Genomic DNA, 21,402 nt, shown 5'->3' on the forward strand with positions numbered 1-21,402 from the left:
ACCTCCAACCCAATATTAAGCTGTTTTATCAAACAGCAATCCTCTACTTGACACCTTATCGGCAAACTCTTCGAGAGCTTTAGCCATTTCACGAAACTCCTCGGAAGGAATTTCCCGTATTACTTCATCATTGTTCGTATCGATCACCTTTACAACGGGAGGATCTCCACGTTCGTCAAACTCGAAAGACAAATTAGTTGCTGTAACAGGAATAAACTGATTCAGCTTTTCTAAGTTGTTTTTAATTTCTTCCAAAATGTCAGGCTTTACAGCACCTTGTTCCTCGCTTTGCTTCGTACTAGATTCTGTTTTGCTAGTAGACTCAACCGCACGAGTCGTCTCAGCAGAAGATGCCGTCCTAATTAATTCTTCTGGTTTTGTATGATTGACGAATCCATTTGGTGTAGACGCTTGAACTTCTTTCACAACACACCTCCAAACCTTTTACCGTAAAGTATACGCCAAGTTTGAGAATTATTCACAAACCTGACGCTACAATACTAATCAATTAACCTAGTAGCGATAAAGCTACTTGCGGTCTTTGATTCGCTTGGCTCAAGATAGAACTACTTGCTTGTTGCAAAATCTGCATCTTAGTCAAGTTTGCAGTCTCTTGTGCGAAGTCTGTATCTTGGATCCGAGAACGTGCAGCCGTTAAGTTTTCAGCAACATTCGATTGGTTACGAATAGTTGACTGGAATCGGTTTTGAACCGCACCCAGCTCTGCGCGTTTCTTATCAACTACCGCAATCAACTGATCCATACCAGCAAGTACAGCCTGGGCATTCGCTTGCGACGATACAGAAATACCGGCTTCAGTAAATACATCAGAGAAGACTTTCGCATCTGATTCGGTACCAATCGTGGTACTAATTGTGCCTGTAGTCGCACTGAGTGCTACACCAGTTACACCACTTGCAACACCAGCGATGCCTGACAGTGTGAAGCCGCCATTAGCTTGTAAATCGTTTGCAGTACCTGCCACGTTTTGCATACTAAAGCCGATAGTTTGAACTGCATCGGCACCGACTTGGAAGTTCGCATCATAACTGCCATCAAGCAAGTTTTGACCACCGAATGTTGTATCCGCAGCGACACGGTTTACTTCTTCAGCTAATGAACGAATTTCCTCTTGTAGTGCAAGCCTATCTTCATCCGTATTCGAACCGTTCGAAGCCTGCTGAGCAAGCGTTCTAATACGCTGGAACATCTGAGTGGTTTCATCCAGTGCACCTTCGGCTGTTTGCGCTAATGAAATACCGTCGTTGGCGTTTCTCATGCCCTGATTCAGACCATTGATCTGACCATTTAGACGGTTTGTGATTTGCATACCTGCAGCATCATCTTTTGCGCTGTTAATGCGCAAACCTGACGACAAGCGTTGAAAGGATGTATCTAACGCACCTGAGGATTTATTTAGTTGCCGCTGTGCGTTCAATGAACTCACATTGGTATTTACATATAAAGCCATAATAGCCTCCGCTTTATCAACATAACTCGCTGGAGCGGGATACCCCTACCCTGCTACCAACGATGAATAAGAGTCCTAAATTTATAGTTCTCTAATTCTGCTATCGGCTGCTAAAGCGAAAGCTTGAGCTTTATTTGTAATTTTTTTATTTTTTATTCATTCCTAGCCCTGAAGTAGGCTCAGTGCCGCTTGTGGACGCTGATTTGCCTGGCCGAGAATCGTCTGACTTGCTTGCTGTAATATCTGATTCTTAGTTAATTTGGCTGTTTCTAGTGCAAAGTCAGCATCTTTAATTCGCGATTTTGCTGCCGACAAGTTTTCAGAAATATTAGCTTGGTTCCGTATTGTTGACTGGAATCGGTTTTGTACAGCACCCAACTCTGCACGCTTTTTATCAACTACCGCAATCAGCGCATCCATACCTGCCATAACAGCTTGTGCATTGGCCTGTGAAGAAACCGAGATCCCTCCTGCTGTGAAAACATTTGAGAACACTTTGGCATCAGCCTCAGTACCAATATTTGTACTAATCGTAGCAGTTGTTGCACTTAATGCAGCGCCAGAAACACCACTAGCTACCCCTGCAATCCCAGAAAGTGTAAAGCCACCATTGTCAGCCAAACTATTTGCTGTCGCACCTACATATTGCATGCTAAACCCAATAGTTTGAACCGCATCACCACCAACTTGGAAATTAGCAGCATAAGAACCGTCAAGTAAGTTCTGTCCACCAAAAGTGGTATCAGACGCTACCCTATTAACCTCAGAGGCTAACTGTCTAATTTCTTCTTGAATGGCTAAGCGATCTTCATCAGTGTTAGAACCATTCGCTGCCTGTTGAGATAGGGTACGGATACGTTGGAACATAGAAGTGATTTCATCCATTGCCCCTTCAGCGGTCTGAGCCAATGAAATTCCGTCATTGGCGTTTCGGTTCCCTTGGGTTAAACCTAAAATTTGAGATTGTAATCGATCGGAGATTTGTAACCCGGCCGCATCGTCAGCAGCACTATTAATACGCATACCAGATGACAAACGTTTGAAAGATGTATCTAGTTCATTGCCCGAGTTAGTTAGCTGTCTCTGTGCATTAATAGCACTAACATTTGTATTTACATATAAAGCCATAATTCACTCTCTTTTTGTCAAATCAATATCTAATTGATAGATAGTTAAATGACAAAGCGGCACTTATGCATCGGGTATTCAACCAACTAAGGCAACCAATTGCCACTTTGACGCCAGAATTTACTGTAACTAGTAGCAAGCAAATAGCAGGCCAAAAATCCAAAGCTATGATTAAATAACACAGGGAACTTAAAAATAGGTATTAAATACTTTGTTTATCGAGGAACGACTAACTAGCATTTCGGCATCTAGCCGCGGCTTTTTTGATGGATGGAGAGGCTTCAGCTCAAAGTGTAGGGAAATAAAAAGAGGCCAGTTGGCCTCTTTAGATAAATTTGAGAGTGAGTGTCATTTTTCTAGCATAAAGTTGGCATACTTAATGCTTTAATTAACGTGTTCATTGTTTTAATGAACGCTATTGGATTTAAGCACCTCCGCTTTATCATCCAATTCGGTGCCTAAGCAAATACCCCATTCGGCTTAGGCACCTTTACCTTCCAACTGTTATCCTAGAAGACTTAAAGCAGCCTGAGGACGTTGGTTAGCCTGACTTAGGATTGTTTGGCTAGCCTGTTGAAGGATTTGCATCTTGGTTAAGCTTGCAGTTTCCTGAGCGAAGTCAGTATCTTTGATACGTGATTTCGCAGCCGACAAGTTCTCAGAGATATTTGCTTGGTTACGAATCGTTGATTGGAATCGGTTTTGAACCGCACCTAACTCTGCACGTTTCTTATCAACTACCGCAATCAAGTTATCCATACCAGCTAGTACAGCCTGAGCATTCGCTTGCGAAGATACTGAGATGCCGCCAGCTGTGAATACATCTGAGAATACTTTTGCATCAGCTTCAGTACCAATGTTTGTACTAATAGTTCCTGTTGTTGCACTTAGTGCTACACCTGTTACTCCACTTGCGATACCCGCGATACCTGACAGTGTAAAACCGCCGTTTGCCTGCATATCATTTGCTGTACCAGCAACATTCTGCATACTGAAACCGATAGTTTGTACCGCATCAGCACCTACCTGAAAGTTTGCTGAGTAACTGCCATCCAGTAAGTTTTGACCACCAAAGGTCGTGTCAGCAGCGACTCGGTTTACTTCCTCAGATAGTGAACGAATCTCTTCTTGAATCGCCAAACGATCTTCGTCTGTATTTGAGCCGTTTGATGCTTGTTGTGCCAGTGTACGAATACGCTGGAACATTGACGTTACTTCATCCATCGCACCTTCGGCTGTTTGCGCTAGTGAAATGCCGTCGTTCGCGTTTCGGTTACCTTGGTTTAGACCATTGATTTGTGAACTCAAACGGTCAGAAATCTGTAGGCCTGCAGCATCATCAGCAGCGCTGTTGATACGAAAACCTGATGATAGACGTTTGAATGATGTATCTAGTGAATTACCAGATTGCATTAATTGTCTTTGTGCGTTCAATGAACTTACGTTAGTATTTACATAAAGTGCCATGATGGTTCTCCCACTTTAAATCGAGTCTTTCACTCTCAAACTTAGATTCTTTTCCAACCTTTGAATGTTTTTCACTCTCCGGCTTGGTTAATTAAGTTATCGGTCGGCAAAAAATTTCCTTTAGTATTTTTTTTAAAAAAAAATTATCGTCATGATTTCTATATGCTTTTATTATTGCTCAACCAAATATGGCAAAGTTTTGACGCACCTAGGTTACGGTCAGGTAATTATATAAAACTGTATTATTATTCAGCTTGTTACGAGGAAAAGTTGAGTTTAGAGCGGTGTGAGAGTAAACGGCCCGTAAAGGCCGTCTTTTAACGAATATAGTCTAATAGAGAAAGGTTAGTTAGGCGGCCAAATGTTGCCTGAGAGGCCTGCAGCGCAGTTTCATGCTTGGTGAGTTCTGAAATCGCAGAATAAAAATCGACTTCTATTAAAGCCGCTTTATTTGCCTTATTATCTACGTCCAAGTCTGAATTTGCATCAGATACAAGCTTAGCAGCATTTAACCTACCACCAAGCCCCGCTTGTCCTTGCGATATCTTGATTTTGGCATTGTCTAGTCCAGAGATCCCATCTGCAAGTACCTGTTTGTAATCATCGCCCGTAATACTGGGGTCTCTTAATGACGTAATCATAGATTCTAATGTATTTAGAATGTTTTCCTTCTGGGGCTTTTCTAAATCAAAACTGATTTGACCAGAACCGGCACCCTCATATTTAAATTCCATACCTGCTACTTTGACCGAATTACCTTCAAAGCTACCTGTTGAAATAACCGTTCCCCCCTGCTCAAGCTGGTAAGTATTTGGCGTACCCGCTGTCACTACTAAGTCAAAGGTGTTTGCACCTGCAGGCGCACTTGGATCGGCGTTGTAATTCGCTTTATGAAACTTATCAAACACAGCTTGCTCATCTACATAAACCGATGCAGAAGTAATTCCACCAGAAACCACACCTGTATTTGACGTAATATTCAGTCGCTTCTCTGCACTTTCAAATACATCAAAACCGTTATCACTTGAGCGTATTTCAACCCCTTCAGAAACTTTTATTTTATGCTGTCCTTGGTCACCGTTATATACGTACTTTCCAGTGGCTGAATCGAAACTATAAGTTTGCGTATTATCTTGGTAGCCGGAAAATATAAACTTACCATCCTCACTTTTTGAGTTCATTAAATCCAAAATAGTATCTTGGATGGACTCTAGCTCATCAGCAATCGCTTCACGGTCAACGTCAGATAACCCACCGTTACCTGCCTGTATTGACTTCGCATAAGCGCTATCAATGGCCGTTTTAATATTTTCAAGCACTGATTCTTGAGTATCTAATCTCGAAGACAACATAGTCAGGTTCTTGGTAAACTGATCGTTTGCTTGGATCCGGTCGTCAAAAAGCATGGCTCTAGCAGTCGCTGAAGCATCATCGGAGGCACTCAGTACCCGCTTTTGCGTGTTCAGCTGCTGTGTTGCTTTATTCACGTCCTGCTGATTACGCAAAATAGAATTAAGATTAGAATTAAAAATTTGATTTTGAGATAAACGCATAATTACCTCGCTGCACTTAATAAGGTATCGAACACAGTTCTCGCTGCCGAAATGACTTGAGCCGAAGCCGAGTAAGACTGTTGAAAACGTAACAAGTTGGCCGCCTCTTCATCTAGGTTTACACCCGATAGAGACTCAAACCATGCGCTTGACTGATTAGCCAGCGCTTCAAATGCCGCGCCATTGGTTTTCGCTTGATTGGTAATAACCCCTACACCTGTGACAATATCGGCATATGCTTCATTAAAGGTTTTATGGCTTTCGGTACTACCTGTAGACTCTACATTTTGCCTAACTAAATCCGACGATTTCAGACCATCGAGCGCCGCGCCATTACGATTGTCATCAAAGCCACCGGTGTTAAAACTAATCTCAAAACTATCACCGGTATTCGGTGTACCCTCGATATCGAAAGTGAAGCCAAGATTATCAAAAGGTGCAGGTGCAACTCCCACTCCAGAGAGAATATCTTTACCATCGGCAGGAGCCGTAAAGGTATGCGTTGTACCTGAATTACTGGTTAATGTATATTCGTTAGCATTGGCGGTTTTAGTCAAAGTATAAGGACCATCATTCAACGTTGGCGGCGTTCCCGCAGTAAACGCACTGGTCGCGGGATCGGTATCAGTGACGACTCCTGCTGAAATGGTCGCCGTACCATTATTGTCTGCTGATTTTTCAGTACGAATTGGCGACGCTAATGCGAGAGCTTCTGGTCTTTGAGTTGCAAGCTCCAACCCAGTTGCAGCCTGTTGATTTAATTTCACAAGAAATCTATCACCTGTTGCACCACTACCCGTTACGTTCATTTGTAAGCCAAAATAATCTCCCGTTCCCGTGATGACTCCACCTGCAATATTACCAGTCGTCGGCGTACCGATAGGATTGCCTTTGGCATCTACAGCTGTTATTTCAACGGTTGTTGCACTGGTATAAGTAACTTGAAAATCGGTAGCTGGCAACTCATTGCCGCGCCCAGGCTCAAGTGTTGCCGTAAGCGCTGCGGTGCCTGTATTTTCGCTGTAAGCAAAACCACCCACGGTGGGTATTTTAAATATATCTCCACCTATATTGCCATCTAAGTCCATTCCCAATCTATTTTGCTGATTAAAAGCATCTGCCAATGCGAGGCCAATTTGACCTAGTTGGTTTTGTGCCGGGAGCAACACTTCATCTCTAAATGCCAGTAACCCGCCGATTTTGCCTTTCAAGCTGCCGCTATCTAACTCGAGTTGCACAACATTTTTATCTTTAATGTCTAGGATTAGTTCTTTATGATTAGGATCTGGATTGCCTTTCATCGCGAATAAATTGAAGGCACCACCTTGCATCACAAGCGCATCCCCAGTGCCTAAAAATACGAGCTTCTCGCCATTTTCACCGTCGAGTGTTTCTATATCTACGAGCTCAGCAAGCTCTTTAATTGCTTGATCTCGCTCATTAAGCACGCTGTGATCGACATTGTTAAGATTGAGCGCTGACTTACTCGCCACTTGTTTATTCAATTCACTGATTTTTTGCACAAGGTTATTGGCTTCTTCTGAGAAAATATCCAATTGCTCGTTCACGATACTGTTTTGATCAACAACAATACCTGACAATCTATCCATTTGATCGACTAGGCCTTGAGCGCCCGTCATAAATAAAGAGCGGTTAGTTGTCGATGAAGGCAAGTTAATCGCGCTTTGTAAATTATTAAACATCGAGTTGATGCTCTTGCTCAGACTGTTTGAGTCTTGTGCAAACAACGTATCAACGCGGCTTGCCTCAGTGACAAACTGCTCATAGTAAGATTGATTAGAAATATCACGATTTAATTGCTGCTGCGCAAATTGGTTGATCAAACGCACCGTTTCACCACGACCAACCATGCCACCTATCATCGTTCCGTGCTCAGTCCGTTCACGGATATACCCTTTGGTATTTAGGTTAGCAATGTTTTTACTGGTGGTTTGTAGTAACTCGGAGTTAGCCCTAACCCCTGCTGCACCAATATTTAATAGATCAAATGACATCTCATCTGACTCCCTTTGTTAGCGCACCGGATAAGAAATCGGATACATCAATACGCTTTAAAACTGACTTAATTTTGTTGGCATAATTCGGATCGGTCGCATAGCCTGCATTTTGAAGTTCACTTAAATAGGCGTGACTATCACCAGCCTTATTTAAGGCTTGCTCGTATCTCGGATTACCTTTTAGGAAACTGACATAATCATCAAAGCTTTGTTCAAGCGACTTATAAGCACGGAAATCGGCTTGCTTTTGCACCGGTAACCCTTGCTCAAATTCAAGTGTCGATTTTCTGGCGCTTTCACCACTCCAGCGGCTATCCGCTTTAATATTGAATAGATTAAAACTGCTACTACCATCCTTTTTGCTGATGATGTGTTTACCCCAACCGGTTTCCAGTGCAGCTTGTGCAACCATTACCGCAGGGTTCAAGCCCAACTTTTTCGCCGCTGTTTGAGCGTATTCCCAAATTCTGTCGACGAATTCCTCAGGAGAACCAAAGCCTGTTTGTTCATCGCTTGAGGCATCTGCCTTTACATTGACAACCTGCGGTTCGGGTTTATTCACACTCTCACTCGCTGTCGCCTGCTTTTTAAAGGAAATATCGCCGTCAGCTCTCATTACTGAGGCAGGCTTATACTTTTCAGAGTTAGGAGACAACTGCTGCACAATCAGATCTGCCAGTCCTAAGCTGCCTTGCTCAGATAAGTGCATCGAAAGTTGCTGATCATGCATTTCTTCAAAAAATTTGACACCACTAGAGTTAAATGGACTGTCTTTATCCTCTAGCGCCTCATTCGCTTTACGCATGCTTTGTAACAACATTTGCGTAAAGATAGACTCAAACTGTTGTGCCGCCTTCTTCAATGCCTGATCTGAGGCACCTTGATCGCCAGCACCTTTCAGCGCCTCTTTACGGATCGAATCAAGGTTTCCTAGGTCAAAAAAGCTTTGATTTTTCAATTGGTCGGTGTTCATACACTCAGCACTGTTTGACGTTAATAACTATACAAATAGAAATGCAAAATCCGAGCCAAAAAAAAGCCCCACAATTGCGGGGCTAACTAGTTGATTAATAATGGAACATCAAATGACGACTAATTGACCATTTATCGCGCCTGCTTCTTTTAGCGCTTCAAGGATCGCCATTAAATCGCCAGGTGCTGCGCCAACCTGGTTAATTGCCCTAACCAAGTCATCAAGACTCACGCCTGGGTCAAACACAAACGCTCGAGAGTCATCCTGATTTACGTCGATAATGCTTTGCTGCGTCACTGTTGTTTCGCCATTCGCCAGCGCATTAGGTTGTGACACATTTTGCTGCTCAGCAATTGTTACGGTAAGGCCGCCATGAGTAATTGCCGCAGGCTGCAACTTGACATTTTTGCCGATAACGATAGTGCCAGTGCGCGAGTTAACGATGATCTTCGCAGCGGTATCCGCTGGTTTGAATTCAAGATTCTCTAGCGTAGATAAATACGCAACGCGCTGAGACGGATCTCTTGGTGCAATTACTCGAACTGAAGCTGCATCCATAGGTTTAGCACTGTTTGGTCCAACAAGACCATTGATAGTGTCGGCCAAGCGCTTTGCGGTAGTAAAATCCGGTCTATTCAAGTTAAAGGTAATGTAATCACCCTGAGTAAACGGACTTGGTACCGCTCGCTCCACTGTCGCGCCATTTGCCACACGCCCTACTGTCGGGGTGTTGATCACAACTCGACTCCCGTCGGCACCATCAGCGCCCAAACCACCGACAATCAAGCTACCTTGCGCAATTGCATATACGTTACCATCAACCCCTTTTAGAAAGGTCTGAAGTAAAGTACCGCCTCGTAAACTACCAGCACTACCAATAGATGAAACGGTAACGTCAATGGTTTGGCCGGGCTTAACAAAAGGTGGCAGATCTGCGTGAACCGCAACAGCCGCAACATTTTTAATTTTTGGCTTTAAGCTTGCGGGCATCGTGATCCCAAAGCTATTCAACATCGCTTTAAAGCTTTGCTCGGTAAATCTGGTTTGCTCACCGGTACCAGGCAAGCCTACAACTAGGCCGTAGCCAACCAGTTGGTTTGAACGAACACCTTCAACCATACTGACGTCTTTAACTCGCTCAGCAGAAGCCAAAGAAGAAAAACCAACCAACGTAATGGCCGCACCGATAAGCAAAATATTCTTAAGCATATTGTTCATTTTCAGCACCTTAAAACGGCATCAGCGCGCTCATAAAGAAACTCGTTAACCAACCTGCACTTTGCACTTCTTGTTGGTCACCTTTACCTGAATATTGAATTCTGGCATTTGCCACTCGATTAGACTCAACAGTGTTATCTGCGGTCACATCCTGAGGTCTTACCAACCCTTCTAAGCGAATAAATTCCTCACCAGTATTGAGGGTTAACCACTTTTCACCGCGGATCACTAAATTACCGTTAGGCAATACTCGGGTTACATTGACCGATATATTCCCGAATAAGCTATTTGACTGATTAGACTTCGAATCACCAGAGAAAGAAGAACTGGATTTAGCACCAAACTGTATTGCTTCTTTTCCGATATTAATGGCATTGCCACCAAGACCAATCACAGGGTCTAAGCTCGAATCACTGGATTTATCCAGCTCAGAATTTGCAGCTTTGGTCGCCTGAGTCGTTTCTCTGAGTACGATGGTAATAATATCGCCGACTCTTAACGCTTTTTTGTCAGCATAAAGATCATTGGAAAACTGCGTATTAAATAATGACCCTGTTGCCACCATTTGGGCTTGATTATCCTCGGGATAGATAGGCGCATAATACGGATCGTCACGCACCACATTTTTATTTTGTGTTGTACTACATCCAGATAATGCAGCGACCGTTACGATGGCTAAATATAATGCACGCATAATACCCCCTACCCAATTACAGCTGTTGATTAATGTAGCTCAGCATCTGATCTACCGTTGAAATCACTTTTGAGTTCATCTCATACACGCGTTGTGTCTCAATTAGATTTACAAGCTCTTCGGTCACATTAACGTTTGACGTTTCAAGTGCGCCTTGCACAATCTTACCTAGCCCTTCAACGCTTGGATTACCTTGTACTGGTGCACCACTTACCGCAGTTTCTGTGTACAAGTTTTGTCCAATCGGTTCAAGACCTGATGGATTAATAAAGTCACTGATCGTCAACTGTCCGATAACAACGTTTTCAGCTTGTCCTGCAACGCGCACCGATACTTCACCATCTTGAGAAATAGTAATTGACTGCGCATCGTCGGGTACGTTCATCTCAGGTAACACAGGAAAACCCGCACCTGAGGTAACAATTCGACCTTCTTCATCCGTCGTGAACTGACCGTTTCTTGAATACGCAGTTGTGCCATCTGGCATCTGAATCTCAAAGAAGCCCGGGCCTTGGATCATCCAATCCAAAGAGTTTTCGGTACTTAACATATTACCTTGAGAAAAGTTCTTTTGGTTGGCGACTACTTTGGCACCTGCACCAAGCATCAAACCAGACGGTAATTCTGTATCTTGAGAGCTGCGGCCACCTGGCTGATTGATGTTTTGATATAATAAGTCTTCGAATATCGCCCGACTCTTTTTGTAGCCGACGGTACTGGCGTTCGCCAAGTTGTTCGAAATAACTGAAATATCAGTTTGCTGAGCATCTAAGCCTGTTTTACTTATCCACAATGCCGGATTCATGATCTCTACCTCACTCTTAAACTATGCGTAGGAGCGAAGTGTGTCGCTCATCTATTTCTTCAGCTGTTTTCATCAGCTTAATTTGCATTTCAAATTGTCTTTGATGGTTGATCATATCCACCATCTCATGAACGGGATTGACGTTGGACATCTCTAAGAAGCCACTCATCACTTTTGCGGTTGGTGATATTTCACAAAAGCCACAGATCCCATCTTCTAGCTTATCTTCTTTTGGTCTATAAAGGCCGTCATTGCCTTTTTGCAGCTTATTATTATCTGCTTCAATAATTTTCAGCCGATCAACCACTTCAAGAAAGTTAGCAGGAGCGCCTTGTGGACGCACTTGAATAGAGCCATCGTCACTAAACACCACTTTATCAACGGGGATAGGTAAGACAATAGGTCCACCTTCGCCAATAAGTTGACGCCCATGAGCTGTGACCAACGCACCGTCATTACGAATATTGAGCGTGCCGACTTTGGTGTAAGCTTCTTCACCCGAGGCATCAACAACACTGATCCATGATTTATCATCTACTGCAATATCTAGCTCACGGCCAGTTTCAACGATTGCGCCACCGGTCATATTGGTCCCTGGGCGTTCTTGCATAGCAAAAACCCGTGTAGGTAGCCCTTCACCAAACGCCTGCATTGAGCGCGCTTGAGCAAAATCTGCTTTGAAGCCAGTCGTATTGGCATTAGCAAGGTTATTCGCCTTAAGTGCCACACCACGTAAGCTTTGCTTAGCGCCTGACATTGCGATATACACCATTTTATCCATGACGATGACCTATAAAATTCAAACTTAGTCTAGTTAATGCAAGCACAGTGCCAAAGTGACGAGATGTTTTTGACGGACATAAAAAAGGCTGCCTTTGTAGCAGCCTTTGGAGGGCATAATATATTATCGGATCTGTAATATATTTTGTTGTAATGTTGAGTTAACCTCAAGCGCTCGAGAGTTCGCTTGGAAGTTACGTTGGGCGCTGATAAGGTCAACTAACTCGTTTGTGAGGTTGACGTTCGATTGCTCTAACGCAGATGAACTAATACCACCGAGAGTACCTGTGTTTGGCTCGCCTGCAAGTGGTTCACCAGAAGATAGGCTCTTCTTCCACTCAGTATTACCAATCGCCTGAAGGCCTTGAGAATTCGGGAAGCGTACTAGCGCGACTTGCCCTAAGAACGTTGAGTCGCCGTTAGTATATGAAGCCACAACTTTACCATCAGTACCAATATCAATACCTGCTAAACGGCCAACGGTCGCACCGTCTTGCTCCAATGCTTTTACTTCAAATCGACCCGATGAATATTGCGTTGGTAGCTTTTGAGCAGTATTTGCTTCATCACGCCAGTTAACAACAATATCATTCGGAAAAGTTGCACCGTTATCAAGCAAGTTTGACATACCGATAGTTGGGTCAACTGCATCTTGAGGTCCAGCAAGACTTAAGGGGTTAAATGTCGAGCCAGTATTGTTGTTAAAAACAAGCGGCGTAGCTGAAGGATCGGCAGCCGTCTGTGATGGAATACCGCTAGCATCGAAACGGAACACACTAACTGGCGTATAAGGAACAGGTGGTGTTGCTGCTGGATCAATTTGCTGCGCATTATGGTTAAAAGGTTTATCGTCCATTGTTGCGTAAGTAGACCACTCATTATCCGCTGTTTTTCTGAAGAATAACTGCAATGTATGTGATTCACCCAACGAGTCATATACCGTTATTGCTGTTCTTGAATTATATGAGGCACGTTGCTCAGGATCAAAAGCAATTGTAGGTGGTTGCGCAGTCGCATCTAGGTTAAACGAGGTATAGATTTGCGATGTTGCACGAGGAGAACCTGATGCATCTGGAATTTGAACGGGTGATGTTGTGCTTAAACTCAAAGACGTGGTATCACCTGTAGATGGATCGACTGGAAAGCCTTGCAAGTAATCACCCTTAGCATTCACGATGAAGTTGTCTTTGTTGAGCTTAAATGCACCCGCTCGAGAATAGGTGAAATCTTGTGACTGGAGCGAGTTTGACATGGCAAAATAGCCTTCGCCCTCAATCGCCAAGTCTAGCGAGTTTTGCGTAAACTTTAATGATCCTTGGTGAAACTGCTGTGCAACCATGGTAGTTTGTACACCATCGCCATTTTTCGTTTTGCCAGAGCTAAAAACCGAAGACGCGTAAACATCAGCAAATTCTGCGCGAGACTCTTTAAAACCCGTCGTGTTCACGTTAGCAATGTTATTTGCTGTTACGTCCAAGTCTTTTTGCGCGGCGGCAATACCTGTCAGTGCTATATTGAAACTCATACTCTCACCTCTAAGTTCTTAAGGTTAATTCTTTAAAACTACTATGCTATTTCAGCAATATCAGTTAAGCGCACCGCGCCTTCTTTGGTATTAATGACGATGCCGTTAGCACCATTAACATTAACACTGTCTATATTTCTAAATGTGGCCGACGGTAAAGTTTGATATTCACCTTCAATCATACCCTCCGCTTTTATGGTGTATTCACCTGGAGGCATCATCTCACCGTCTTTATTTTTACCATCCCAATCGAATCGCACAGCGCCCACACTTTGTTCGCCAAATTCAAGCGTCTTTACAAGCGCTCCAGATTCATCATAGATACCCACTGATAGATTCTGAACTGGTTCCTGTACAATCACAGAACCTTTTGTAAGTGCATCGTCACCATGTTCTAACGTCGTTGATTCGAGTAATGCTTTCTTACCAATCAGCGTTGATGCTTGAAGCGCCGAGTTAGAAGTCATCGATGCAGCTAACGAGTCAAAGTTCTCATTTAACTTTGAGATCCCCTCGGCCATGGTAAAACTTGTCATCTGCGCGATCATTTGATCGTTGTCCGCAGGCTTACTTGGATCTTGGAAAGAGAGCTGTTGAGTAAGCAGCGAGAAGAAATCTTCTTGCGATAGCTCATCTCTGGGCTTTTTCTCCTCGGCCTGTTTCTGCCTGTCCCAGTAGAGTGAATCTACACCCGTTGAAGAAGTGGCATTTACATTATTACTCATCAGCTGTTACTCCCAATTTAGCGCTGGCCTAGTTGCAATGTTTTACTAAGCATTTGCTTTGCAGCATCTGCAACTTGAACATTGGTTTGGTAAGAGCGAGAAGCAGAAATCATGTTTGCCATCTCCTCTACCACATTCACATTCGGTTTATAAATGTAGCCATTTGCGTCAGCACTTGGGTGGTTTGGGTTATATTCAACTTGAAGCGGCTTATCGCTCTCAACCACACCTAATACTTTTACTCCAACTGACGATCCCGCGACATTGCTCTGGGAAGCTGAAGCTTTGGAAAGTTCAGCGGCAAATACAGGGTGTCTAGCGCGATAAACATTATCTTGACTAGAACTCACTGAGTTTGCGTTCGAGATATTACTTGCGGTGGTATTTAGTCGCACATTCTGTGCACTCATCCCTGAACCCGCAATATCGAAAACATTATATAAACTCATAATTATGCCCCTTGTCCGCCGAGTGCCTTCTTAAGGCCACTGAACTTACCACCAAGAAATTGCAAACTGGCTTGGTACTCTAATGCATTCTGTACATACAAATTTCGTTCCACTTGTATATCTACTGAGTTACCATCACCTGTATCTGCTTGATTTGGCGAACGATATAGTTCAGATGAGTTACTCATTTTAGTACCACCACTGAGGTGTTTTGCATCTGTTCTAACCATATCATTGCCGCTTCTTTGCATTGTCTTTGCCGCTTTCAAAGCACTAGCAAAGTCGATATCTTTAGCTTTGTATCCTGGAGTGTCTGCGTTTGCGATATTGCTTGCTAGAATTTCAGCGCGTTGTGAGCGAAGCAGCATAGTATGCTGATGTATACCCAACGCTTTATCGAAACTAATTGCCATTATCTGACTCCAAAAAATTGACTCAGGTATGACAAAGCAATCTTTAGGCCAGTTTTAAGGTTAAATTTATCCCTTAAATTTCATACAATTAAACTATATTTTTGGAATAATTAAACTTGAATCAGTGTTGAGTCGGTAACGTAAATAAGAGCAAATATTCGAATAATTGACAACTTGGCTGAAGCAATTTGAGGCTAAAAGGTAGGAGATAGTTATTAGAATTACGTTACAAATTGCAAATACTAGCTATAGCGACTATCCCTGCCGCTATATGTGAGTATTAAGTCTTTTTCTGATAGATAATCCCAGGATTACAACGGATCATATTAAAGTCGTCACTCAACCCCGCCATCGATTCCGACGCCCCTAAAAACAAATAGCCATTCGGGTTTAACGACTGAGCAAATTGCGAAATGATTTTGGCTTTCACTTCAGGTGAAAAATAGATCAGGACGTTACGGCAGAAAATAACATCAAACTTACCCATCAACGCGTAAGAATCTAGCAAGTTTAAATGTCTAAAGCTGACCATTTTACGGATAGGTTCAACTACCTTAGCCATTCCATTACCGCTATCCATAAAAAACTTCTTTCTGCGCTCAGGCGACAACCCTCTCGCCAACGCCAACGCGTCATATTCAGCATTCTTACACATATCAAGCATCGTGTTAGAAATGTCTGTACCAACGATCTGAACACCCATTTTCAGCGCGCCTGAGCTTTTACTCACATATTCACTCGCAGACATCGCAATTGAATATGGCTCTTGTCCTGATGAACTTGCCGCCGACCAAATCTTAACTGGACGTCTCAAGTCTTTAAACTCTGGTAAGATTTTCGATTTAATTAGCTCGAACGGATAAGTATCCCTAAACCAAAGTGTTTCATTCGTTGTCATCGCATCCACCACAGCGGCACGCAATTGCCGCTCATGGGGACTGAGTGTTTTAGCTACTAAAGACGATAGTGTTTCCACACCAAAGCGAGCCATCAGAGGAGCGAGTCGGCTTTTGACCAAGTACAATTTATTGTCACCCAGTACAATACCGCACTGTTGCTCCAAAAAGGTTCTAAATTGGTCGTACTCTTTTTGCTCTAAATGCTTATTTTCCAAGTGCTACCACCAGCTTTAATCACAATGAACCCATTTTTTAACCGCTGAAGCTAATTCATCTGGGTTAAACTTAGCAATAAAATCATCAGCGCCAACCTTCTCAATCATGGCCTGATTAAATACACCACTCAGTGAAGTATGGAGTATCACATGCAATGGCGCTAATTTTGGATCAGCTTTTATTTCAGCCGTTAGCGTATAACCATCCATTTCTGGCATTTCAACGTCAGAAATCAATAGCCCAACTCGCTCGGTGACATTATTTTGACAGTCCATTTCGGCAATTTCACGAAGCCTGATAAGTGCTTCTTTACCATTCTTTGCCAGCTCAGTCTGAACACCTAATGGCTCCAATGCACGTTTGACCTGATTACGAGCAACCGCAGAGTCATCAGCGATAAAGACAATACGTTCGCCTAAATCTTTTTGCATTTCACCATCAGAGACAATGTCAGCACTGACTTCCGTGTTGATCGGGCAAATTTCATTGAGGATCTTTTCTACGTCTAATATTTCAACTAGCTCGTTTTCAATTTCTGTAACCGCTGTCAAATAGGAATAACGGCCTGCCCCAGATGGCGGGGGCATTATTTTTTCCCAGTTCATATTCACAATGCGTTCTACCGCACTGACTAAAAAGCCTTGAACTGAACGGTTGTATTCCGCAATTACAATAAAACAATTGCGAATATCTTGAATAGGAGGCCCACCAACCGCAAGTGACATGTCAATTACGGATATTGTTTGGCCTCGAATATGAGCAACCCCTCGAATCAAAGGGTTTGACTTGGGCATGCTTGTCAATGCTGGACATTGAAGCACTTCTCGGACTTTGAAAACGTTAATGCCGAAGCGCTGTCGACCTTGAAGTCGAAAAAGTAATAGCTCGAGACGGTTTTGTCCAACCAGCTGTGTACGTTGGTTAACCGAGTCTAAAATACCTGCCATTTCAATCTCCTACTGTATAAACCGCTAATCGGAACGATCTTTGCTTCGACTCTGATATGGTTTACCACCCTTGATTAGGTGCAGTTATTAAAGCAGAATCTTTATACCTTGTTTCACCCCATAAGCATAGTCGAAACATCATGAGTTTGTTAAAAAAAACCCATTACATTCAGTTTTTTTGTTTGTTCGCTTATTTTATAGGCGTTGACTATGGTTATTGTCAGCAATATGACAACAAAACTTTAGAACAAAGCGCAATAGAATTTGTTGAACCAAATGTAGAGCAAGATCCCGACAGCCAGCTATCACTAACTGCTATACCACTTGATTCAAGAATTCCAGCAAGGGATTGTCAATCGCCGTTGCAATATAGTACAGCAATGACTCCGCCTTTTGACACTCAAGTGACAGTACAAATTAGATGCAACGATACCCTCAGCTGGACTCAATACGTCCACGTGCGTATCGATCACCTCTTCCCTATTTTAGTTAGCGCGACCATGTTAGAAAAAGGCCGTGTTATTCAGGATGACGATGTAAAAATAGAGTATCAGCCGAAACGTTTTCGTAGGGTTTCCTATATAGAAGATAAGTCGATACTAATAGGCAGTAGAAGCAAACGTAATATCAGAGAAGGTCAAGCCTTTACTCAGGCTCATATTTGTATGGTCTGCAAAGGCGATACGGTGACGATTATTGCTAAATCAGGTGGGCTTGTGATCAAAACTCAAGGAGAAGCGCAGCAAGATGGCAACCGTGGTGAACTTATTAATATTAAAAACGCTCGCTCTGGCAAAACCTTACGTGCTAGAGTAATAGAAGTGGAAACAGTAGAGGTGAATTTATAAAAAATTTGCTAAAGTAATACTATTAAACGCCGATAACAAGGCTGAGAGTATAATTTTATTGGGTCTACAATCATGGTTAATCAAGTTAACGGTCAGAATCAGTCTACATCCGTTGCTAATAATGTTAAGCAACAGAAGGCTGAATTGCAAAGAAATGATGCTAATAGTGCGTCAGTTAAATCACCAGCTACACCGAAAGCAGCTGCGGATTCAGTGAGCCTGACTCCACAAGCGCAACAGCTGAAAACGGTCAACGAAAAAGCGCAGCAGTCATCAGGCTTTGACGACAAGAAAGTCGAAGAACTGAAAAAAGCGATTGCAGAAGGCAAGTATCAAGTTGACGCGGAAAAACTAGCCAAAAACATAGCTGCATTTGAGTTCGAAATATATGGATGATTTGGTTCGGCTCTGCCACCACAAACTTTCAGAACAAATCTCGACGCTAGAAGCGATGACCCAGCTTCTGGCTCGTGAGCTTGACGAGCTCGCGTCTCGGCGTGGCGACAACTTAAAAGAAATCGCTCGTGAAAAGCTAACTCTCATTTCAAAACTGCAAAAGCTCGACAATGAATTGTCAAAAACTGAGTCTCACGTCTTTGAAAGCAGTGAAGTAGCCCCGCTCGTTGCTAAAGTGCGAGCACTACTCAGTGAGTGCCAAACCAAAAATGAAATCAATGCTAAAACGGCTCATCAGGCTAATGTAAGCACACGTGAACTAAAAGGGATCTTAATTGGCGCACCAACTTCGATTACATATGGTCAAGATGGCAGCGTGAAAAGTAGCGATAGTGAATTGGTACGTAACCTAAAGGCGTAGCCACGCCTGTCGTATTTTAGTATTGAGGAACAATCGAAGTGAAGCGCATTAAGTAAGCAATATGTGATGAGTGCTTACTTAAAGCTATAAGATATCTTCTTAATTTTCTGCGGCTTGACTTGAGTAATATACAAATCATAAACGCGTTTCATATCAAGCTCTAACTCCGTCGCGTAAGTATCACCAACTGCGTAACTTTTCAGCACCTTAGCCCCACGAACAAGTCCATTTACTTGGCTCTTAAGACCGTCGTTTTGCGCAACCGCTCCTTTTACCGTAATAGTGGATGTCAAATTCTGGCCATACAGTTGCTCAGCCAATTCACGATAGGCTTCTAATTTTGAGACTTTAATGGCCATTAGCTGCTTCTCACCCGCAGTTTTACCCGGCTGAGCACTCAAAGGAGCGTACCCCACTGCCCGTAAAACAGGAAAAGTTTCCGGTTGCACTGTTTCATATTCAATATGCTTATCAACGAGGCTTGAACAGCCGCTGAGCCCTGCTAGCGAACAAACCATAACAACTGAACTGATAGAATTAGTGATACGCATTTCACCACACTCCGCTACAATATATACCAATCAAAATTAAGCACTTCCCCAACATCTTGGTCTCGCAAGGGTTGTCGTGGTTTCATTGAGTATTGGCAAGAAATAAAATTAACTTTCATAATGTATGATTATGCACGAACCTTGCCAAAATTTGGCACAGGTATTGCTGAGTTGAAGAGTAGTTTTTGATCTGGGCATTTAAACATGAAAAAGCAATTCGCGACCAGTCTATCACTGTTGTGTATCACCTTGGTTCATCCAGCTTATGCTGAATGGTTTGAAGTTACCGGCATAGCTGACGTTAAAAATGGCGACCATCAAAAAGCCAAAAGAAAGGCGGTAAATGACGCCATCACACAAGCTTTGCTGTTTTCTGGCGCTTCGGTGAGTAGTGTGCAAACCGTCACCGATGGTGTACTCACCCAAGATCAACTTAAGATCCGCTCAAATGCTGAAATCCAAAGTGCCAACGTAATTGCTGAAGCAAAAGTTGGTGACTCATGGCAGGTGACATTACATATCGATATTACCCCACAGAGTGCTCAGTGCCCTACTAGTGCTTACGACAAACAGGTTGCAGTCACACAAAGTCAGTTAAAAAATAAACACCAAGCAACACTAGGTCAAATTTTTGACATAAATAAAGCGGTGAGCGAGCGCCTATACCAGACAATGTCTGAACAAAAGTTGAGCTTAGAACCTGTTCCTTATTTCGCACAGACCATAGACGTTAACCGCTTTTTCAGCCAGCGGTTTGATTATAATGAACAGCTAATCGAGACCATTACGGCAAATACGAACAGCCAATTTGTATTACTGAGTCAAATTACTGATATTGCAGGTGTCGATAAACTTAATAGCGACTTCGCATTTTGGCAAAGTGATAAATATTTAAGAAGCTTCAAGGTAGACTTTGCGCTGTTTGATGCACTTTCTCATGAAAGGGTGTGGCAAAAGCAATATGCCACTCAAGGCGTGTGGCCGTTTAAGAAGACCAAATTAATTGATGTGTACAGTGAGCGCTTTTGGCAGACAGATTATGCTGATGAGATCCAAACCACGCTGACACAAATCGCAACTGATTTAAACGCAGCGGTGGCCTGCTTACCAACCAACGGCAAAATCCTACATATCGATGATGAACAAGTCGTTATTAATTTGGGCCGCATGCATGGCTTAGAGAATGGCCAGATCCTTAACGTAGCGCATAGTAATCCGCTGACTAATGTCGATGGTAAAATATTTATGCATCAAATTAAAACCATTAATAAACTGCAAGTGATCCAGGTGAATGCGCAAAACGCCATTGCGGTAAATATCAGTAATCGCCCACTTCACAATGTGCAAATTAATGATTTGGTTGAAATTCAAATAGAAAATGAAAATGAGTTTGAACTGTAAGGTTAAGACTACCTATGACGCAGACAAGATTTTCGACGACTTTACACACTCTACATCATGCTTCCGCCGCCCATTTACTTTGGTAATTCCACGCAAAAGTGATACCAATGGCGTCCCCAGTAGGAATCGAACCTACATCTAAGCCTTAGGAGGGCCTTGTTTTATCCATTAAACTATGGGGACAATCTCTAAAGTCAGATAACGATCGCTTTTTTTGACCTTCACTAGCGGGATCTGCATTACTTAATACCCATGAAAGTCTGGAGTTGTCGATTCTCTGTTGTACTGCATCTCAGTGACTTCACTTTAGTATACTGATCTTAATGAACTTTTAAAGATTAATAGTCAATTTATTCGCGGTAATAAATGAGCTGGTTCAGTAGGTGAATACGCAGCAGTTAAGACCCACTACTGCGCTATCAGTTACTTCACTTGAGGTGTGAATAAGAAGTAGGATAGTTCTTCGTTTAATAAAACCTAAACGGTATTTTCTTCTAAAAACCG

22 protein-coding genes and 1 tRNA gene are annotated in these 21,402 nt (G+C 42.9%); 4 read left to right on the top strand and 19 right to left on the bottom strand.

The features are described from left to right. Positions 1–15 precede the first annotated feature (15 nt). The 17 genes from ABMY45_RS10420 to ABMY45_RS10500 all read right to left on the bottom strand — a co-directional run bounded on the left by ABMY45_RS10420 (position 16) and on the right by ABMY45_RS10500 (position 17,281). The gene (locus ABMY45_RS10420; protein WP_102056460.1) at positions 16–426 is read right to left on the bottom strand and encodes a flagellar protein FlaG; all 411 of its coding nucleotides are present in this window, start codon (positions 424–426) and stop codon (positions 16–18) included. Positions 427–508: 82 nt separating this feature from the next. Beyond that, on the bottom strand, positions 509–1,471 hold the full coding sequence (locus tag ABMY45_RS10425) for a flagellin (RefSeq protein ID WP_010606311.1): 963 nt from the start codon (positions 1,469–1,471) through the stop codon (positions 509–511). Positions 1,472–1,633: 162 nt separating this feature from the next. Further along, positions 1,634–2,599: a flagellin gene (locus ABMY45_RS10430; RefSeq protein ID WP_010369253.1), complete on the bottom strand. Its 966-nt coding sequence runs from the start codon at positions 2,597–2,599 to the stop codon at positions 1,634–1,636. A 504-nt stretch (positions 2,600–3,103) separates the two neighbouring features. Next, entirely contained in the window at positions 3,104–4,066 is a 963-nt protein-coding gene (locus ABMY45_RS10435) for a flagellin (RefSeq protein ID WP_010369260.1), read from the bottom strand. Between the two features lie 317 nt (positions 4,067–4,383). After that, the gene (flgL, locus tag ABMY45_RS10440) at positions 4,384–5,619 is read right to left on the bottom strand and encodes a flagellar hook-associated protein FlgL (protein ID WP_102056459.1); all 1,236 of its coding nucleotides are present in this window, start codon (positions 5,617–5,619) and stop codon (positions 4,384–4,386) included. 2 nt (positions 5,620–5,621) lie between these two features. After that, on the bottom strand, positions 5,622–7,634 hold the full coding sequence (flgK, locus tag ABMY45_RS10445; RefSeq protein ID WP_349288855.1) for a flagellar hook-associated protein FlgK: 2,013 nt from the start codon (positions 7,632–7,634) through the stop codon (positions 5,622–5,624). 1 nt (position 7,635) lies between these two features. Continuing rightward, a complete protein-coding gene (flgJ, locus tag ABMY45_RS10450; RefSeq protein WP_102056457.1) occupies positions 7,636–8,610 on the bottom strand; it encodes a flagellar assembly peptidoglycan hydrolase FlgJ in 975 nt (324 codons plus the stop codon). A 108-nt stretch (positions 8,611–8,718) separates the two neighbouring features. Beyond that, positions 8,719–9,819: a flagellar basal body P-ring protein FlgI gene (locus ABMY45_RS10455; RefSeq protein ID WP_010606307.1), complete on the bottom strand. Its 1,101-nt coding sequence runs from the start codon at positions 9,817–9,819 to the stop codon at positions 8,719–8,721. A 19-nt stretch (positions 9,820–9,838) separates the two neighbouring features. Beyond that, the gene (gene flgH, locus ABMY45_RS10460) at positions 9,839–10,522 is read right to left on the bottom strand and encodes a flagellar basal body L-ring protein FlgH (protein WP_010606306.1); all 684 of its coding nucleotides are present in this window, start codon (positions 10,520–10,522) and stop codon (positions 9,839–9,841) included. 16 nt (positions 10,523–10,538) lie between these two features. After that, entirely contained in the window at positions 10,539–11,327 is a 789-nt protein-coding gene (gene flgG / locus ABMY45_RS10465) for a flagellar basal-body rod protein FlgG (protein WP_010606305.1), read from the bottom strand. 16 nt (positions 11,328–11,343) lie between these two features. After that, a complete protein-coding gene (locus ABMY45_RS10470) occupies positions 11,344–12,108 on the bottom strand; it encodes a flagellar basal body rod protein FlgF (RefSeq protein ID WP_102056456.1) in 765 nt (254 codons plus the stop codon). Positions 12,109–12,231: 123 nt separating this feature from the next. Then, entirely contained in the window at positions 12,232–13,632 is a 1,401-nt protein-coding gene (gene flgE / locus ABMY45_RS10475; RefSeq protein WP_102056455.1) for a flagellar hook protein FlgE, read from the bottom strand. A gap of 41 nt (positions 13,633–13,673) precedes the next feature. Next, on the bottom strand, positions 13,674–14,357 hold the full coding sequence (locus ABMY45_RS10480; RefSeq protein WP_010369284.1) for a flagellar hook assembly protein FlgD: 684 nt from the start codon (positions 14,355–14,357) through the stop codon (positions 13,674–13,676). Positions 14,358–14,374: 17 nt separating this feature from the next. Continuing rightward, positions 14,375–14,806 (bottom strand): flagellar basal body rod protein FlgC, encoded by a 432-nt coding sequence (gene flgC / locus ABMY45_RS10485; protein ID WP_010606302.1) that lies wholly within the window; start codon positions 14,804–14,806, stop codon positions 14,375–14,377. 2 nt (positions 14,807–14,808) lie between these two features. Further along, a complete protein-coding gene (gene flgB / locus ABMY45_RS10490; RefSeq protein WP_010369289.1) occupies positions 14,809–15,219 on the bottom strand; it encodes a flagellar basal body rod protein FlgB in 411 nt (136 codons plus the stop codon). Positions 15,220–15,499: 280 nt separating this feature from the next. Next, positions 15,500–16,333, bottom strand: coding sequence for a protein-glutamate O-methyltransferase CheR (locus ABMY45_RS10495; protein WP_349288856.1), 834 nt, complete (start codon positions 16,331–16,333; stop codon positions 15,500–15,502). 15 nt (positions 16,334–16,348) lie between these two features. After that, positions 16,349–17,281, bottom strand: coding sequence for a chemotaxis protein CheV (locus ABMY45_RS10500; protein ID WP_010606301.1), 933 nt, complete (start codon positions 17,279–17,281; stop codon positions 16,349–16,351). Between the two features lie 140 nt (positions 17,282–17,421). Here ABMY45_RS10500 and flgA point away from each other — a divergent pair, with 140 nt between their 5' ends. The 3 genes from flgA to ABMY45_RS10515 all read left to right on the top strand — a co-directional run bounded on the left by flgA (position 17,422) and on the right by ABMY45_RS10515 (position 18,946). Then, positions 17,422–18,129 carry a flagellar basal body P-ring formation chaperone FlgA gene (flgA, locus tag ABMY45_RS10505; protein ID WP_010606300.1) on the top strand — a complete coding sequence of 236 codons (708 nt, stop codon included), beginning with the start codon at positions 17,422–17,424 and terminating at the stop codon, positions 18,127–18,129. A gap of 72 nt (positions 18,130–18,201) precedes the next feature. Continuing rightward, positions 18,202–18,525, top strand: coding sequence for a flagellar biosynthesis anti-sigma factor FlgM (gene flgM / locus ABMY45_RS10510; RefSeq protein ID WP_010369298.1), 324 nt, complete (start codon positions 18,202–18,204; stop codon positions 18,523–18,525). After that, positions 18,518–18,946 carry a flagellar protein FlgN gene (locus tag ABMY45_RS10515; protein ID WP_102056453.1) on the top strand — a complete coding sequence of 143 codons (429 nt, stop codon included), beginning with the start codon at positions 18,518–18,520 and terminating at the stop codon, positions 18,944–18,946. The genes flgM and ABMY45_RS10515 overlap by 8 nt, the downstream gene beginning before the upstream one ends. A 74-nt stretch (positions 18,947–19,020) precedes the next feature. On the opposite strand, the gene ABMY45_RS10520 is transcribed toward ABMY45_RS10515, so the two are convergent. After that, positions 19,021–19,497, bottom strand: a complete 477-nt coding sequence (locus tag ABMY45_RS10520) for an LPP20 family lipoprotein (RefSeq protein ID WP_010606298.1) — start codon at positions 19,495–19,497, stop codon at positions 19,021–19,023. 204 nt (positions 19,498–19,701) lie between these two features. On the opposite strand from ABMY45_RS10520, the gene ABMY45_RS10525 reads away from it, so the two are divergent. Continuing rightward, positions 19,702–20,898 carry a flagellar assembly protein T N-terminal domain-containing protein gene (locus ABMY45_RS10525; RefSeq protein WP_349288857.1) on the top strand — a complete coding sequence of 399 codons (1,197 nt, stop codon included), beginning with the start codon at positions 19,702–19,704 and terminating at the stop codon, positions 20,896–20,898. Positions 20,899–21,006: 108 nt separating this feature from the next. On the opposite strand, the gene ABMY45_RS10530 is transcribed toward ABMY45_RS10525, so the two are convergent. Further along, a tRNA-Arg gene (locus tag ABMY45_RS10530) sits at positions 21,007–21,081 on the bottom strand. Positions 21,082–21,402: the final 321 nt, after the last annotated feature.

Source organism: Pseudoalteromonas sp. XMcav11-Q (genome assembly GCF_040104525.1).
GTDB lineage: Bacteria > Pseudomonadota > Gammaproteobacteria > Enterobacterales > Alteromonadaceae > Pseudoalteromonas.